The following is a 16,819-nucleotide window of genomic DNA, read 5'->3' as shown; positions in this document are numbered from 1 at the left end:
TTATGCAGATTTATAAAGTCGGCGGTGCAGTGCGCGATCGCCTGCTGGGTATTCCGGTCACCGATATCGATTGGGTAGTGGTAGGCGCCACCACCGAAGAGATGCTCGCCAAGGGTTTCCGGCCCGTGGGCGCAGACTTTCCGGTGTTCCTGCATCCCAAAAGCGGTGAAGAATATGCCCTCGCCCGCACCGAGCGCAAAAGCGGGCGCGGCTACGGTGGCTTCACCTTCCATGCCAGCCCTGAAGTCACCCTTGAAGAAGACCTGATCCGCCGCGACCTGACGATCAACGCCATGGCCGAGGACGATCAGCAGAATCTGACCGATCCCTACCACGGCCAGCAGGACCTGAAGGATCGCCTTCTGCGCCATGTTTCACCTGCGTTCGCCGAAGATCCGCTCAGAGTACTGCGCGTTGCCCGCTTTGCAGCTCGCTACGCCGGGCTCGGATTTACGGTGGCTCCGCAAACGCTGGAATTGATGCGCCAGCTCGCCGATTCCGGTGAATTGCAGGCGTTGACGGCTGAGCGCAGCTGGAAGGAAATCTCCCGCGCACTGATGGAAGACCAGCCGCAAATATTTATCGAGGTGTTGCGCGAATGTGGCGCGCTCAAGGTGTTGATGCCTGAAGTCGACGCCCTGTTCGGGGTACCGCAACCGGAAGCCCATCACCCGGAAATCGACACCGGGGTGCATACCCTGAGCGTGTTGCAGCAGTCTGCCCTGCACAAGCTCCCCCTGACCGTGCGCTGGGCCTGCCTGCTGCACGATCTGGGCAAGGGGCTGACCCCCACGGAGGAATGGCCACGCCATATCGCCCACGAGCACACCGGGCTGAAGCTGATCAAGGCGGTCAACGAACGCTTCAAGGCACCGAAGGACTGTCAGGAACTGGCGTTGCTGGTGGGGCAATACCACACCCATGGCCACCGCGCCCTGGAGCTGAAGCCCTCGACCTTGCTGGAACTGTTGCAGAGTTTCGATGTGTACCGCCGGCCACAGCGGTTTGAGGAGTTTATTGCGGCGTGCGAGATGGATGCGCGCGGGCGCAAGGGGCTGGAGCAGCGAAGTTATCCGCAGGCGGACTACCTGCGCGGGGCTGCAGCGGCAGCCCGCGGTGTGGCAGTTCAGCCGCTGCTGGAGCAGGGATTCAAAGGGCCTGAACTGGGAGAAGCGATCAAGCGCGAAAGGCTCAAAGCAATCAAAGCCTATAAGGAGCACGCGTAGAGCAGATCAAAAGATCGCAGCCTTCGGCAGCTCCTACATGGATTGACGCAAATTCTGTAGGAGCTGCCGAAGGCTGCGATCTTTTGCTATTACAGCAGCTCAGCAGGCGTCAGTTGCTCACCGCGCCACTCAAACGCCACCGGGGCCAACACCTGATCAATCTGAGCTTCACTCCACAAGGTCGCAAAGCTTTTTCGTACACCCGGATGCACACGGTCCGGGGCAATCAGCGACAACGGCCACAACACAAAGGCATTTTTAAGGATTTCTGCCCTCGGCAGTACCAGGCCATCGAAGTTGCCCACCAGGTCACCGAACAGCAACACGTCGATATCCAGGGGCAAACCTCGGCGATCTGGCGCATAACGACCGTTATCCGCCTCGATAAACTTGAGCCGACGGTCCAGCTCGATTAACGGCAGATCAGTCCAGGCCGATACCACGAAATTGAAAAACGGCCCACTCTTGATGCCCACCGGCTGGCTTTCGAACACCGCCGAGCAGCGTATATCCACCAGAAAACCCGCAAGGGCTTCCAGGCCCGCCTGCAGATGGGCTTCGCGCTCGATATTGCTACCGAGCCCGAGATAAACCTGGGTCAGCGACATCCGCGCTCGATCTCCACACCCACACCCCCGGTCGCCGCGGGGACAGCACCTGGCTTGGTCAGTTTGAGCCGAACCCAGGTGATCTCGAATTCGCTCATCAGGACTTCCACCAGACGCTCGGCAAAAGTCTCGACCAGTTGGTACTGCGCCTGCTCGGCAAAAGCCTGGATGCGCGCTGAAACGCTGGCGTAATCGAGTGCCAGGGTCAGGTCGTCTCCCGCCGCAGCCGGGCGGTTATCCCAGGCAAAACTCAGATCCAGACGCAAGCACTGCCGGATGCCTCGCTCCCAGTCGTAGGCACCAATGACGGTGTCGACTTCCAGGCCCTCGATAAACACTCTGTCCAAGCACTTTTCTCCGCTGCACGACAAGGGCGCAATGCGCCGTTAGAATCAGGGCGTCCTCGCCCGGAATAGTTAGCATGTTTTGGTTACTGGCGACTCTCGCCTACCTGCTCGGCTCGCTGTCCTTTGCCATCTTGCTCAGCCGCCTGACCGGTAATCCCGATCCGCGAATGAGTGGCTCGGGCAATGCCGGCGCCACCAACATGTTGCGTCTGGCCGGCAAGAAACTGGCGGTCCTGACCTTGATCGGAGACCTCTGCAAAGGCCTGGTGCCCGTATTGATCGCGGGTGTTGCCGGCCTTTCACTGCAGGAGCAAGCCTGGATCGGCGTCTGCGCCGTGATCGGCCATCTGTTCCCGTTATACTTCCGATTTCGCGGCGGCAAGGGTGTCGCCACCGCTGCCGGGATGCTGCTGGGGCTTTACCCCCCAGCGGCATTACTGGCCGTTTGCGCCTGGCTGCTGACGTTCTACCTGACCCGCACCAGCTCGCTCGCCGCGTTGATTGCCACCCCTCTGACCCTGCCACTGCTGGCGTGGCAAGAGCCCGCTGCCCTGCTACCGATGAGCGCGCTTACCGGCCTGATTGTCTGGCGTCACCGTGGCAATCTACGCGACCTGTTTGCCGGGCGCGAACGGCATTTCTAATTCAGCGCTGTGAGCGCCGTGCATCGCAGGCGGCTCAAAGCGCCGACAACTGTTCCATCGGCCAGCGGGCCTGCACACTGATTGCCAGGCTCTCATGCTGGCCAGCCTGCAAACGCTGACAACCGGCAAACGCGATCATCGCACCGTTGTCAGTGCAGAATTCCGGACGCGCATAAAACACATCGCCTTGCATTTCGCCGAGCATTTTTTCCAGCGAGGTGCGCAGTGCCTTGTTGGCGCTGACGCCCCCAGCGATCACCAGGCGCTTCATGCCGGCCTGTTTCAGGGCGCGCTTGCACTTGATGGTCAAAGTCTCCACCACGGCCTGCTGGAACGCCAGCGAGATGTCGCAACGGGCTTGATCACCGTCGTCCCCGGCGCTCACGCACTGCTGCCAGGTGTTCAGCGCGAAGGTTTTCAAGCCGCTGAAGCTGAAGGCCAGGCCCGGGCGGTCGCACATTGGCCGCGGAAAGGTGAAACGTCCGGCGACGCCCTGCTCAGCCAGGCGCGAAATTTCAGGACCACCCGGATAGTTGAGCCCCATCATCTTCGCGGTCTTGTCGAAAGCTTCACCGGCAGCATCGTCGAGCGTCTCGCCCAAGAGGGTGTATTGGCCGATCCCGTCGACCTGAACCAACTGCGTATGACCGCCTGACACCAACAAAGCGACGAACGGGAATTGCGGCGGTTGCGACTCCAGCATGGGCGCCAGCAAGTGGCCTTCCATGTGATGCACGCCGAGGGCCGGAATGCCCCAGGCAAAGGCCAGCGCCTGGGCACAAGACGCCCCCACCAGCAATGCACCGACAAGCCCGGGACCTGCGGTGTAGGCGATCGCGTCGATCTCGGTAGGCACGCAGTCAGCCTCGGCCAACACCTGACGAATCAAGGGCAGCATGCGCTTGACATGGTCACGCGAGGCCAGCTCCGGGACCACCCCGCCATAGGCGCGATGCAGGTCTATCTGGCTGAACAGCGCGTCGGCGAGCAGACCGCGCTCACTGTCGTATAATGCGACACCAGTTTCGTCGCAAGAAGTCTCTAATCCCAGTACTAGCATGGGTTTGCGCCTTGTTTAGGCTGAATTCGAAGGCGCGCATAATAGTCGCCACGCGATGCCCCGACCAGCGGTTTTCGATCAGAGGCTTTGCATTCCGAGCGATGAGGGGTTAACATCCGCAACCCTTAAAAACCGACGTCTTCAAGTGCTCTTTTGCCACGAGGATGTTGACCCCGGTAATGAATGAAGGTAGCTCTGGATGCCAGCCGTCAAAGTAAAAGAGAACGAACCCTTCGACGTAGCTCTGCGTCGTTTCAAGCGCTCCTGCGAAAAAGCCGGTGTACTGGCTGAAGTTCGTAGCCGCGAATTCTACGAGAAGCCTACTTCTGAGCGTAAACGTAAAGCAGCAGCCGCTGTTAAGCGTCACGCCAAGAAAGTACAGCGCGAACAGCGCCGCGCCGTTCGTCTGTACTAATACACAGACGTTCGTAGCAAGCTTCTGCCAAGCCCGGCCCTCAGCCGGGCTTATGGCATTTGCGGAAAACGCTTGATGCTTCACCGTCAAAGCCGCAGACGCGACCTAGACAAAATCCGCTTCACAGCGTCAGACCTGGCTCTTTTGCCAGCGGTGCACGTCTTTTCTGACGAGCCTTCCAAGGCTACTGACGAGCACACCCACTGATTCCTCTCACGACGATCAGCCCAAGGCACCCTCTTGCGTGCCCGCTTATGAGCTATCCGAGGCCACCGACTGGCGGTAGCGGATTTCAGCGCAATATTTTCAAATGGTCGAATACTGATGGGTACTAACGTCAGTTGATTTTCGACAGATACACTTCCCTACGGCGATTACGCAAACGACAGGTTCGAGCCGCCTTAACACGCGCCTCAAGCAACGGACCGCGCTCGCTCGCCGCAGGTTTTGGATCCATTCAGCGCAGATGACGAGAACGCCATGGCCGGGCTAATTCCCCAGAGCTTCATTGACGACCTTCTGAACCGCACCGACATCGTCGATGTGGTGAGCTCGCGCCTGCAAATGAAAAAAGCCGGCAAGAACTACACTGCCTGCTGCCCGTTCCACAAAGAAAAAACCCCGTCTTTCAGTGTCAGCCCCGACAAGCAGTTCTACTATTGCTTCGGCTGCGGTGCTGGCGGTAACGCCCTCGGCTTCATGATGGACCACGACAACCTGGATTTCGTCCAGGCCGTCGAAGAGCTTGCCAAAGCCGCAGGCATGGAAATCCCCAGGGAAGAAAGTGGCCGGCCGCACAAACCACGACAGCCCACCGACTCCCCGCTATATCCCCTGCTGACTGCCGCCGCCGAATTTTATCGCCAGGCGCTCAAGAGCCATCCGTCGCGCAAGGCTGCCGTGGATTACCTGAAGGGGCGCGGCCTGACCGGCGAAATAGCCCGGGACTTTGGCCTTGGTTTCGCTCCGCCTGGCTGGGACAACCTGTTCAAGCACTTGAGCAGCGACACCTTGCAGCAGAAAGCCATGGTCGATGCCGGCCTGCTGATCGAGAACGCCGAAACCGGCAAACGCTATGACCGCTTCCGCGATCGCGTGATGTTCCCGATCCGCGACAGCCGCGGCCGCATTATTGCCTTTGGCGGCAGGGTGCTGGGCGACGACAAGCCCAAATACCTGAACTCGCCGGAAACCCCGGTGTTTCATAAAGGCCAGGAACTCTACGGCCTCTACGAAGCACGCAAGAACAACCGCAATCTCGATGAAATCATCGTGGTTGAGGGCTACATGGATGTCATCGCCCTGGCGCAGCAAGGCCTGCGCAACGCCGTGGCAACGCTGGGCACAGCCACCAGCGAAGAACACTTGAAGCGACTGTTTCGTGTCGTGCCCAACGTGCTGTTCTGCTTTGACGGCGATCAGGCCGGCCGCAATGCCGCCTGGCGCGCGCTCGAAGCGACGCTGCCGTGCCTGCAGGACGGGCGGCGTGCGCGGTTCCTGTTCCTGCCCGAAGGCGAGGACCCGGATACCCTGGTCCGCTCGGAGGGCACCGATGCCTTCCGCGCAAGGATCAACCAGCACGCACAACCGCTGGCCGACTATTTTTTCCAGCAGTTGACTGAAGAATCGGACCCGCGCTCGCTCGAAGGCAAGGCCCATATGGCCACGCTGGCCGCACCGCTGATCGACAAGGTGCCCGGCGCCAACCTGCGTATCCTGATGCGCCAGCGCCTGAGTGAAATCACCGGCCTGAGTGGCGAAGCCGTCAGCCAGTTGGTGCAAAGCGCTCCGCAAGATGCGCCGCCGGCCTACGATCCAGGCATCGACTATGACGCCATGCCCGACTACAGCGACTATAATCAGCCGCAATCACCCGACATGTACACGCCGCAGCAGGAGTGGACGCCGAAGAAGCCTGGCGCCGGCGGCAAGAAGTGGGACAAGAAGCCTTGGGACAAGAACGGCAAGCGTGGCGGTGATCGCGATCAGCAGAGCGCACCACGCACGCCGATCGCTGTCGAAGCCCCTACACTGATTGCACTGCGCACGCTGATTCATCATCCGCAACTGGCCGGCAAGGTGGAAACCGCCGACCATTTCGCCAATGAAAGCAATACCTACGCACAACTGCTGGTCGCCCTTATCGAGGCCGTGCAGAAAAATCCTAAGCTAAACTCTATCCAGTTGATGGCCCGCTGGCACGGCACCGAACAGGGTCGCCTGCTCAAGGCTTTGGCGGAAAAGGAGTGGCTGATTGACGGCGACAACCTTGAACAACAGTTTTTAGACACCATTACTAGGTTATCAGCAGGTCAACACACAGACAGCCTGGAAGTTCTGATCAGGAAAGCAAGGCAGCCAGGATTGACTGCCGAGGAAGCAAATCAGATCGCAAATCAGATGCGCGACCTATTAAAACGTAATGTGGCTGTATCAAACCCGACCTCAACTGGCGCGTGAGGTCATAGCTCAGGTATAATCCTCGGCTTGTTTTTTGCCCGCCAAGACCTTCAGTGGATAGGGTGTTATGTCCGGAAAAGCGCAACAGCAGTCTCGTATCAAAGAGTTGATCACACTTGGTCGTGAGCAGGGCTACCTGACTTACGCGGAGGTCAACGACCACCTGCCGGAGGATATTTCAGATCCGGAACAGGTGGAAGACATCATCCGCATGATCAACGACATGGGGATCAACGTATTCGAGGTTGCGCCAGATAAGGATTCCCTTATGCTGGCCGACGCCGATACCGACGAAGCTGCGGCCGAAGAGGCAGCAGCAGCGTTGGCAGCGGTCGAGACCGACATTGGTCGCACCACCGACCCAGTGCGCATGTACATGCGTGAAATGGGTACGGTAGAGCTCCTCACTCGTGAAGGCGAAATTGAAATCGCCAAGCGTATTGAAGAGGGCATCCGCGAAGTGATGGGCGCAATCGCGCACTTCCCTGGCACGGTTGACCATATTCTCTCCGAGTACACTCGCGTCACCACCGAAGGTGGCCGCCTGTCCGACGTCCTGAGCGGTTATATCGACCCGGACGACGGTATTGCGCCGCCTGCTGCAGAAGTGCCGCCGCCAGTCGATCCGAAAGCCGTGAAAGCGGATGACGACACCGATGACGACGACGCCGAAGCAACTGACGACGAAGAAGAAGCCGAAAGCGGTCCGGATCCGGTCATCGCAGCACAGCGTTTTGGCGCTGTCTCCGACCAGATGGAAGTCACCCGCAAGGCCCTGAAAAAGCACGGTCGTGGCAACAAGCTGGCGATTGCCGAGCTGGTGCTTCTGGCTGAGCTGTTCATGCCGATCAAACTGGTGCCGAAGCAATTCGAAGGCCTGGTCGAGCGTGTTCGCAGTGCCCTGGATCGTCTGCGTCAGCAAGAGCGAGCGATCATGCAACTGTGCGTTCGTGATGCCCGCATGCCGCGTGCCGACTTCCTGCGTCAGTTCCCAGGCAATGAAGTTGACGAAAGCTGGACCGATGCACTGGCCAAAGGCAAAAGCAAATACGCTGAAGCCATTGGTCGCCTGCAGCCGGACATCATTCGTTGCCAGCAGAAGCTGATCGCGCTGCAAACCGAAACCGGTTTGACGATTGCCGAAATCAAGGACATCAACCGTCGCATGTCGATCGGTGAGGCCAAGGCCCGCCGCGCGAAGAAAGAGATGGTTGAAGCGAACTTGCGTCTGGTGATCTCCATCGCCAAGAAGTACACCAACCGTGGCCTGCAATTCCTTGATCTGATCCAGGAAGGCAACATCGGCTTGATGAAAGCGGTGGACAAGTTCGAATACCGTCGCGGCTACAAATTCTCGACTTATGCCACCTGGTGGATCCGTCAGGCGATCACTCGCTCGATCGCCGACCAGGCCCGCACCATCCGTATTCCGGTGCACATGATCGAGACGATCAACAAGCTCAACCGTATTTCCCGACAGATGTTGCAGGAAATGGGTCGCGAACCGACTCCGGAAGAGCTGGGCGAACGCATGGAAATGCCTGAGGACAAGATCCGCAAGGTATTGAAGATCGCTAAAGAGCCGATCTCCATGGAAACCCCGATCGGTGATGACGAAGACTCCCACCTGGGTGACTTCATCGAAGACTCGACCATGCAGTCGCCAATCGATGTAGCTACCGTTGAGAGCCTTAAAGAAGCGACTCGCGAAGTACTATCCGGCCTCACTGCCCGTGAAGCCAAGGTACTGCGCATGCGCTTCGGTATCGACATGAATACCGACCACACCCTCGAGGAGGTTGGTAAGCAGTTCGACGTAACCCGTGAACGGATTCGTCAGATCGAAGCCAAGGCGCTGCGCAAGCTGCGCCACCCGACGAGAAGCGAGCATCTGCGCTCCTTCCTCGACGAGTGATCACAAAACCCCCGGCCCAGGCCGGGGGTTTTGCTTTATGTAGATTAAATCCCCCGCACTTCCCTCCCGCCGAATTGCCCGTCTACACTCGAAACATTCCCCCGAGCCATAACGAGAGCGTTATGCCCAGACTGCCGACCGTGCTTTTTTTACTGTCGCTGATCACCTGGACCACAACGGCTGGCGCTCTGACTCTAACCGACGAAGAACGTAGCTGGCTGGACGCCCATCCGCACCTGCGCCTGGGTGTCGATGCGTCCTGGCCACCTTTCGAGTTTCGGGACGATCAGGGCCGCTACCAGGGTCTTGCCGCAGACTATATCGACGTGATTCGGCAACGCCTGTCGGTCGACCTCAAACCGGTCGAGCCCGTCAGCTGGACGGTGGTCCTGGAGCAGGTCAAACAAGGCAAGCTGGATCTGCTGCCGGGCATCATGTCGACCCCGGAACGCCAATCTTATTTATCCTTCACGCGCCCTTACCTGGACTTTCCGATCGTCATCCTCGCCCACGTGGGGGGCGCCCAGCCGCGCAAAATCGCGGACTTGTACGGGCTGAAAATCGCTGTGGTGGACAACTACGCCCCCCATGAACTGCTGCGCACCCATCATCCCGACCTGAACCTGGTGGCCATGCCCAACGTCAGCTCGGCGCTGCAGGCGCTGGCGACGGATGAAGTGGACGCCGTGGTCGGCGATCTCGCCTCCAGCGTCTGGAGCCTGCGCCAATTGAAGCTCGACGGCCTGTATGTGAGCGGCGAGACGCCCTACCGCTATCAACTGGCCATGGCCGTGCCCAAGGACAACAAAATACTGGTTGGCATCCTGGACAAGGTCCTGGCGGACATGAGCCCGGCTGAAATCAGCGCCATTCAGGAGCATTGGGTCGGCAACGTGCTGGATCACCGTACATTCTGGTCCGACCTGCTGGTTTACGGCCTGCCGGGATTATTGCTGCTGATCACCGTGCTGGCGGTCGTCATCAGGATCAATCGCCGACTGAGCTCGGAAATTTCCCGCCGGGTCGATCTCGAACAGGAATTGCGCAGCAGCGAGTATCACTACCGCGGCCTGGTCGAGAGCCTTTCGGCCATTGCCTGGGAAGCGCGTATCAGCGACTTCACCTACAGCTACGTGTCGCCGCATGCCGAAGAACTGCTCGGCTACCCGCTCTCCCATTGGCTGATCCCGGGGTTCTGGCGCAACATCATTCACCCTGCAGACCTGACCCGAGCCCAAACCTTCTGCGACCACGAAGTCCTGGCCGGGCGTGATCACACGGTCGATTACCGCGTGATCACCGCCGACGGTCGGTGCCTGTGGGTACGCGACATCGTCAGCCTGATCGAGCATGGGCACGAGCCGGTGCTGCGCGGCCTGATGATCGACATCAGCGACGCCAAACGCACGGAAGAAGCGCTACGCCTGTCCGAGCAGAAGTTCGCCTCGGTCTTCCAGCAGTGCCCTGACATTCTGGTGATTGCGCGGTTGTCCGATGGCTGCCTGCTGGAGGTCAACGAAGCGTTTGAGGAGCAGATCGGCCTCGGCTCCGAGGAAGTCATCGGCCAAACCGCCACTGACCTGAACATCTGGGGCATCCCCGGCGTCGGCCCGGGCCTGCTGCAGCGCTTGCAGGCAGGCAGCATCCGCAACCTCGAGATGCCCTTTCGCCGCAACAACGGCCAAGTGTTCACCGGCCTGATCTCCGCCGAACCCTTCGACCTGGATGCCACCCCGGCGCTGGTCGTTGTCGTTCGTGACATCAGCCAGCTCAAGGAGACCCAACAGCAGCTGCAAATCTCCGAGGAGAAATTCGCCAAGGCGTTCCACGCTTCCCCGGACGGCTTGTTGCTGTCGCGCCAAAGCGATGGCCTGTTGATGGAGGTCAACGATGGCTTCAGCCGCATCACCGGCTTCAACAGCGCGATGTCGGTCGACCGCTCCTCCCTGGAACTGGGCATCTGGGTCAACCTCAACGAGCGCAAGCAGATGCTCGACCTGCTCAACCGCGATGGTTTTGTTCGCGACTTCAGTTGCCACATCCGCCGCAGCGACGGGCAGATTCGCCTTTGCGAAGTGTCCAGCCGGCCGCTGCCAATCGGCAATGAAGATTGCATGTTGACCATCGCCCGGGACATTACCGAACGCCACCTGATGCAGGAGAAGCTGCAACAGGCCGCTACCGTGTTCGAGAGCACCGCCGAGGGCGTGTTGATCACCGACACCCAGCAGCACATCAGCGCGGTTAATCGCGCGTTCACCGAAATCACCGGTTACAGCGAAAGCGAAGCACTGGGTCACACCCCTCGCCTGCTCGCATCAGGCCTGCATGACAGCGCGTTTTATGCCGCCATGTGGCATCAACTGACCGCCGAAGGCCATTGGCAAGGGGAGATTTCCAACCGCCGTAAAAACGGAGAGCTGTACCCCAGCTGGCTGACCATCAGCGCAGTGCGCAACCGCGACCGATTCATTACCCACTTTGTTGCCGTGTTCGCCGACATTTCCAGCCTCAAGCACGCCCAGGCCAAGCTCGACTACCAGGCGCACCACGATCCACTGACCGGCTTGCCAAACCGCACATTGTTCGAAAACCGGCTGCTGACTGCGCTGAACAACCAGCAGGAAAACGGCGGCCAGGGCGCAGTACTGTTTCTCGACCTGGACCGCTTTAAACACATCAACGACAGCCTCGGCCATCCGGTCGGCGACCTGCTGCTCAAGGGCATTGCCGTGCGCCTCAAAGAGCAGCTGCGGGACATCGACACCGTGGCACGACTCGGCGGCGATGAATTCATCATTTTGCTTCCAGGCCTTCAACAACCCAGCGATGCCGACTACATCGCCAACAAGTTGCTCAATTGCTTCTCGGCGCCGTTCCAGGCCGGTGAACATGAGTTCTTCATCAGCGCCAGCATTGGCACCAGCCTCTATCCCCGTGACGGCGGTGACGTGGCCACACTGGTCAAGAATGCCGACGCCGCGATGTACCGCTCCAAGGCCAAGGGCCGCAACCGCGTCGAAAGCTACACCCGCGACCTGACCGCCCAGGCCAGTGAGCGGGTAGCGCTGGAACACGAGTTGCGCCGCGCCATCGAGCGCAATGAACTACACCTGCACTACCAGCCGAAGATCAGCCTCGACGACCATCGCCTGGTCGGCGCCGAAGCACTGATCCGCTGGCGCCATCCGACTTTCGGTGATGTGCCACCAGAGAACTTCATTGCCCTGGCCGAAGAAAACGGCATGATCCTGCAGATCGGCGACTGGGTACTGGAAACCGCCTGCCGCCAGATGCTGGAGTGGAATCAGCTCTATCAAAGCATGGGCCCGCTGTCGGTAAACCTGGCAGGCGCCCAGCTGCGCCAGCCCAACCTGCTCGGGCGCATCGAACAACTGCTCAAGGACAACCGTCTCAGACCGGATCTACTGCAACTGGAAATTACCGAAAACTTCATCATGAGCCAGGCGGAAGAAGCGCTGGCAGTGCTGCACCAGCTCAAAAACCTGGGCGTGCAACTGGCAATCGATGACTTCGGTACAGGCTATTCATCCCTGAGCTACCTCAAGCGGCTCCCGCTGGACATCCTCAAAATCGACCAGTCTTTCGTCCGCGGCCTGCCGGACGACCCGCACGACGTGGCCATCGTTCGCGCAATCATCGCCCTGGGCCGCAGCATGCAATTCACCGTGATCGCCGAAGGCGTCGAGACCCAGGCCCAGCAACAATTCCTCGCTGCCGAAGGCTGCGACCAGATCCAGGGTTACATCGTCAGCCTGCCCCTGCCACCCGACGAATTCGCCGCGACATTTCTTCGTACAACAGTTTCGAGCTTTTCGGATAGCACAGCCGAGAAACCATCGTTATAATCCGCGACCTACTGAGGGCCTATAGCTCAGTTGGTTAGAGCAGAGGACTCATAATCCTTTGGTCCACGGTTCAAGTCCGTGTGGGCCCACCAAACATAAAAGCCGCGCTTTGCGCGGCTTTTGCGTTTTTCTCTTCCTGGCTTGATTCCAGTCAGAACCTCACCGCACACGTCAGTGTGGTGGTGCCACCCGAACCAATGGAATGCCCCGCACCAACCCCAAACGCTCCAGCGTCGCCGCAGGCAACACCACCTCATACGTATCCGCCGACCGGCCCCACTGCTCCACGATAGCCATGCCATCCACCAGCACGCTTGCTAACCCGGAAATCGTTTCGGCCCGTTCTTCGACGATCTTCTGAGTCCGGACCCACAAGTCGTCTGTTATCACCTTGAGCTGCGCCGCTACCTGGTCGGATGACGCTGGATGGGTGTCAGGGCAGGCTATATTGCGCAGCAGATGCTGAAGCTCTTTGACTTTTGCGTAGTCCTGCTCAGCGCCCTGCGCACCCTTGAGAATGCCTACGGCTTGCGCCTTGTCGACCCGCCTGGCAATCGAATGAGTTGAAGACAGGGTCTGTCCCATGGCCCCAGCCAGAAGCACCATCACCCTGGCCTCCAGATGCGTCTTCATCGCCTCCATGGAGGCAATCGGGCGCGCCAGGGTGATCGAAGCACCGCCTTGGTGGCGCAAGTCCATGGTCACGGACAAGGTCACTCCACCTGTTGCAAACCCCAACGCTTGGGCCACCACGTAGTGCCCCATTTCGTGATGCGCAATCTGCAGTGCGCGTTCCCGGATGACCGGGGGCAACTTGCTGGTCATTTTCATCGCCTCGCATCCCTGGACAGTGCATTCGACTACGAGCGGCGGCAGCTGTCCATCCAGCAGGCCGGATTGGGTAGCCAGGGAGGCGCCCAGAGTGGGCACGCCGAGCGGGATCGGCAGTTGCATGCGAATGACCAGCGGGCCGGTGTGCTGCACCGTCTTCATCGGAACAGTGTTGAGCCTGGATCAAACATCCGCGATGTGTGGCGGGCCTGTAACATGCAGCCCCAATGATCCATGCCGCTGGAGACGCCCCTTGCCCGACATTCGCCCGCCTGTCCTTGACGAAATCGACCGCCAATTGATCGCCGCGCTGCAGATCAACGCCCGCGAAAGCGTGGCCATGCTCGCCAGGCAACTGGGCATTGCCCGCACTACAGTGACTTCAAGGCTGGCACGGCTGGAGAAGGCCAAGGTCATCACCGGCTATGGCGTGCGTCTGGGCCAGCGATTGGTTGACGGCGGGCTTCAGGCGTATGTGGGGATCACCGTGCAACCGCGTTCGGGCAAGGAAGTGCTGCGCCGTCTCAGTGCGATGGCGCAGGTCCAGCAACTGTGTGCGGTCAGTGGTGAATTTGATTATGTCGCCTGGTTGCGGACGGATTCGCCGGAGCAGCTGGATCAGTTGCTGGATCAGATCGGCAGTGTGGATGGGGTGGAGAAAACCACGACTTCAATCATTTTGAGCAGCAAGATTGATCGCGGGCAGCCGGTATGAGTTTCGGACAGGGGTGATCCTGCTGGCCTCATCGCCGGCAATCTTTGCCGCACCGATGGTCGATATGCCTATTTAATTCGTCATTCTGATCGGTAAACCAGCAAAACGACGACACATTGCGTCTTATTAACGTATTCGACGCGCTCTAGAATGGCCGGCATCTTTTCCTATACTCAGATGCGCATTCCGCGTCGGGTCGCCAGCAAGGTCAGCCATGAACAAGAACAATCGCCATCCTGCAGACGGTAAGAAACCAGTCACCATCTTTGGCCCGGACTTCCCGTTTGCCTTTGACGACTGGATCGAACATCCGGCCGGCCTGGGCAGTATTCCTGAAGACAATCACGGTGCCGAGGTAGCGATCGTCGGTGCGGGCATCGCCGGCCTGGTGGCGGCCTATGAGCTGATGAAGCTGGGCCTCAAGCCCGTTGTCTATGAAGCCTCGAAAATGGGCGGGCGTTTGCGCTCCCAGGCTTTCAACGGCGCTGACGGCATCGTGGCCGAGCTGGGCGGCATGCGTTTTCCCGTGTCGTCCACGGCGTTCTACCACTATGTCGACAAGCTCGGCCTGCAGACCAAACCGTTCCCGAACCCGCTGACCCCGGCGTCAGGCAGCACGGTGATCGATCTGGAAGGCAAAACTCATTACGCGCAGAAACTCGCGGACCTTCCTGCACTGTTCCAGGAAGTGGCTGACGCCTGGGCGGATGCGCTGGAAGCCGGCTCGCAGTTTTCAGATATCCAGCAAGCCATCCGCGACCGCGACGTACCGCGCCTCAAGGAGCTGTGGAACACCCTGGTGCCGCTGTGGGATGACCGGACCTTCTACGACTTCGTCGCCACTTCCAAGGCATTCGCCAAACTGTCGTTCCACCACCGGGAAGTGTTTGGCCAGGTCGGCTTCGGGACAGGCGGCTGGGATTCGGACTTCCCCAACTCGATGCTGGAAATCTTCCGCGTGGTCATGACCAACTGCGACGACCACCAGCACCTGGTAGTCGGCGGCGTGGAACAGGTACCGCTGGGCATCTGGCGCCATGTGCCGGAACGCTGCGTGCACTGGCCCCAGGGCACCAGCCTCAGTTCACTGCACAGCGGCGCTCCGCGTTCGGGGGTGAAGAAGATTGCCCACGCGCCGAACGGGCGCTTCACCGTCACCGACAATTATGGCGACTCCCGCGAGTACGCAGCGGTGCTGACCACCTGCCAGAGCTGGCTGCTGACCACCCAGATCGAGTGCGACGAAAGCCTGTTCTCGCAGAAAATGTGGATGGCCCTGGACCGCACCCGCTACATGCAATCCTCGAAAACCTTTGTGATGGTCGACCGGCCATTCTGGAAGGACAAGGACCCGCAGACCGGTCGCGACCTGATGAGCATGACGCTCACCGACCGCCTGACCCGCGGCACCTACCTGTTCGACAACGGCCAGTATGAAAATGGCGTCGACAAGCCTGGGGTGATTTGCCTCTCGTACTCATGGATGAGCGATGCCCTGAAGATGCTCCCGCACCCGGTGGAGAAGCGCGTGAAGCTGGCGCTGGACTCCCTGAAGAAGATCTACCCGAAAGTCGACATTGCCGCGCGCATCATTGGCGACCCGATTACCGTGTCCTGGGAAGCCGACCCGCATTTCCTCGGCGCATTCAAAGGCGCCCTGCCCGGTCACTACCGCTACAACCAGCGCATGTATGCCCATTTCATGCAGGACGACATGCCCCCTGAGCAGCGCGGAATCTTCATCGCCGGTGATGACGTGTCGTGGACGCCGGCGTGGGTCGAAGGGGCAGTGCAGACCTCGCTCAATGCGGTGTGGGGCATCATGAAACACTTCGGCGGTGAAACTCACGCCGAGAACCCGGGTCCAGGAGATGTGTTCAACGAGATCGGTCCGATCGCCCTGCCCGAGTAAAAGGAGTTCAAATGCGCGTAGCTCTATACCAATGCCCGCCACTGCCACTGGATGTCGCCGGCAACCTGCAGCGTCTGCATCAACTGGCACTGGAGGCCAAGGGTGCAGATTTGCTGGTATTGCCGGAGATGTTCCTGACCGGCTACAACATTGGCATCGATGCCGTCAGCGTACTGGCCGAAGTGCACAACGGTGAATCGGCGCAGCAAATCGCGCGCATCGCTAAAACCGCCGGCATTGCCATCCTGTATGGCTATCCCGAGCGCACCGAGGACGGGCAGATCTACAACTCGGTGCAATTGATCGACGCCCACGGTGAGCGCCTGTGCAACTACCGCAAGACGCACCTGTTCGGCGACCTCGATCACTCGATGTTCAATGCCGGCGGCAACGACTTCCCGGTGGTGGAGCTCAACGGCTGGAAGCTCGGCTTTCTGATCTGCTACGACCTGGAGTTCCCGGAAAATGCTCGACGCCTGGCCCTGGCAGGTGCCGAGTTGATCCTGGTACCGACGGCGAACATGATTCCTTACGACTTCATCGCCGACGTCACGGTCCGCTCCCGGGCCTACGAGAACCAGTGCTACGTGGCCTATGCCAATTACTGCGGGGCAGAAGGCGACATCCACTACTGCGGCCAGAGCAGCATTGCCGCACCGGATGGTAGCCGCGTAGCCCAGGCCGGTCTGGATGAAGCCTTGATCGTCGGCGAGCTGGATCGCCAGTTGATGCTCCAATCCCGGGCGGCCAATCGTTACCTGATCGATCGTCGTCCCGAGCTTTATGGCGACCTGAACAAGCGCTGATCCACCGTTAT

Annotated in this window: 13 protein-coding genes and 1 tRNA gene; 10 read left to right on the top strand and 4 right to left on the bottom strand. The window is 59.8% G+C overall.

From position 1 onward, the window contains the following. Positions 1 to 2: 2 nt before the first annotated feature. Positions 3 to 1,226 carry a multifunctional CCA addition/repair protein gene (locus UB23_RS14305; protein ID WP_045059962.1) on the top strand — a complete coding sequence of 408 codons (1,224 nt, stop codon included), beginning with the start codon at positions 3 to 5 and terminating at the stop codon, positions 1,224 to 1,226. Between the two features lie 89 nt (positions 1,227 to 1,315). Here UB23_RS14305 and folK read toward each other — a convergent pair whose 3' ends face one another. Together folK and folB are read right to left on the bottom strand one after the other, a co-directional pair. Continuing rightward, complete coding sequence (gene folK / locus UB23_RS14300; RefSeq protein WP_045059961.1) at positions 1,316 to 1,834, bottom strand: 2-amino-4-hydroxy-6-hydroxymethyldihydropteridine diphosphokinase; 519 nt, start codon at positions 1,832 to 1,834, stop codon at positions 1,316 to 1,318. After that, on the bottom strand, positions 1,825 to 2,181 hold the full coding sequence (gene folB, locus UB23_RS14295; protein ID WP_045059960.1) for a dihydroneopterin aldolase: 357 nt from the start codon (positions 2,179 to 2,181) through the stop codon (positions 1,825 to 1,827). The genes folK and folB overlap by 10 nt, the downstream gene beginning before the upstream one ends. Positions 2,182 to 2,255: 74 nt before the next feature. Here folB and plsY point away from each other — a divergent pair, with 74 nt between their 5' ends. Then, entirely contained in the window at positions 2,256 to 2,825 is a 570-nt protein-coding gene (plsY, locus tag UB23_RS14290) for a glycerol-3-phosphate 1-O-acyltransferase PlsY (RefSeq protein ID WP_045059959.1), read from the top strand. Between the two features lie 34 nt (positions 2,826 to 2,859). On the opposite strand, the gene tsaD is transcribed toward plsY, so the two are convergent. Further along, positions 2,860 to 3,885 (bottom strand): tRNA (adenosine(37)-N6)-threonylcarbamoyltransferase complex transferase subunit TsaD, encoded by a 1,026-nt coding sequence (gene tsaD, locus UB23_RS14285; RefSeq protein ID WP_045059958.1) that lies wholly within the window; start codon positions 3,883 to 3,885, stop codon positions 2,860 to 2,862. Between the two features lie 199 nt (positions 3,886 to 4,084). Here tsaD and rpsU point away from each other — a divergent pair, with 199 nt between their 5' ends. From rpsU to UB23_RS14260, 5 genes are all read left to right on the top strand, one after another. Then, on the top strand, positions 4,085 to 4,300 hold the full coding sequence (gene rpsU / locus UB23_RS28570) for a 30S ribosomal protein S21 (RefSeq protein ID WP_002551877.1): 216 nt from the start codon (positions 4,085 to 4,087) through the stop codon (positions 4,298 to 4,300). A gap of 480 nt (positions 4,301 to 4,780) precedes the next feature. Continuing rightward, positions 4,781 to 6,760 carry a DNA primase gene (dnaG, locus tag UB23_RS14275; RefSeq protein ID WP_045059957.1) on the top strand — a complete coding sequence of 660 codons (1,980 nt, stop codon included), beginning with the start codon at positions 4,781 to 4,783 and terminating at the stop codon, positions 6,758 to 6,760. 67 nt (positions 6,761 to 6,827) lie between these two features. Then, on the top strand, positions 6,828 to 8,675 hold the full coding sequence (rpoD, locus tag UB23_RS14270) for an RNA polymerase sigma factor RpoD (RefSeq protein ID WP_045059956.1): 1,848 nt from the start codon (positions 6,828 to 6,830) through the stop codon (positions 8,673 to 8,675). Between the two features lie 122 nt (positions 8,676 to 8,797). Then, entirely contained in the window at positions 8,798 to 12,544 is a 3,747-nt protein-coding gene (locus tag UB23_RS14265; RefSeq protein ID WP_045059955.1) for an EAL domain-containing protein, read from the top strand. 15 nt (positions 12,545 to 12,559) lie between these two features. Then, positions 12,560 to 12,636, top strand: a tRNA-Ile gene (locus UB23_RS14260). 79 nt (positions 12,637 to 12,715) lie between these two features. Here UB23_RS14260 and UB23_RS14255 read toward each other — a convergent pair. Beyond that, on the bottom strand, positions 12,716 to 13,369 hold the full coding sequence (locus UB23_RS14255; RefSeq protein WP_045060011.1) for a hypothetical protein: 654 nt from the start codon (positions 13,367 to 13,369) through the stop codon (positions 12,716 to 12,718). 259 nt (positions 13,370 to 13,628) lie between these two features. Here UB23_RS14255 and UB23_RS14250 point away from each other — a divergent pair, with 259 nt between their 5' ends. From UB23_RS14250 to UB23_RS14240, 3 genes are all read left to right on the top strand, one after another. Beyond that, positions 13,629 to 14,090, top strand: coding sequence for an Lrp/AsnC family transcriptional regulator (locus UB23_RS14250; protein ID WP_045059954.1), 462 nt, complete (start codon positions 13,629 to 13,631; stop codon positions 14,088 to 14,090). Between the two features lie 214 nt (positions 14,091 to 14,304). Then, the gene (locus UB23_RS14245; RefSeq protein WP_045059953.1) at positions 14,305 to 16,002 is read left to right on the top strand and encodes a flavin monoamine oxidase family protein; all 1,698 of its coding nucleotides are present in this window, start codon (positions 14,305 to 14,307) and stop codon (positions 16,000 to 16,002) included. Positions 16,003 to 16,013: 11 nt separating this feature from the next. Beyond that, positions 16,014 to 16,808, top strand: a complete 795-nt coding sequence (locus UB23_RS14240) for a carbon-nitrogen hydrolase family protein (RefSeq protein WP_045059952.1) — start codon at positions 16,014 to 16,016, stop codon at positions 16,806 to 16,808. Positions 16,809 to 16,819 lie beyond the last annotated feature (11 nt).

It is taken from the genome of Pseudomonas sp. ES3-33, assembly GCF_000952175.1.
Lineage (GTDB): Bacteria > Pseudomonadota > Gammaproteobacteria > Pseudomonadales > Pseudomonadaceae > Aquipseudomonas > Aquipseudomonas gregormendelii.
This window is presented reverse-complemented; position numbering and strand designations above follow the sequence as displayed.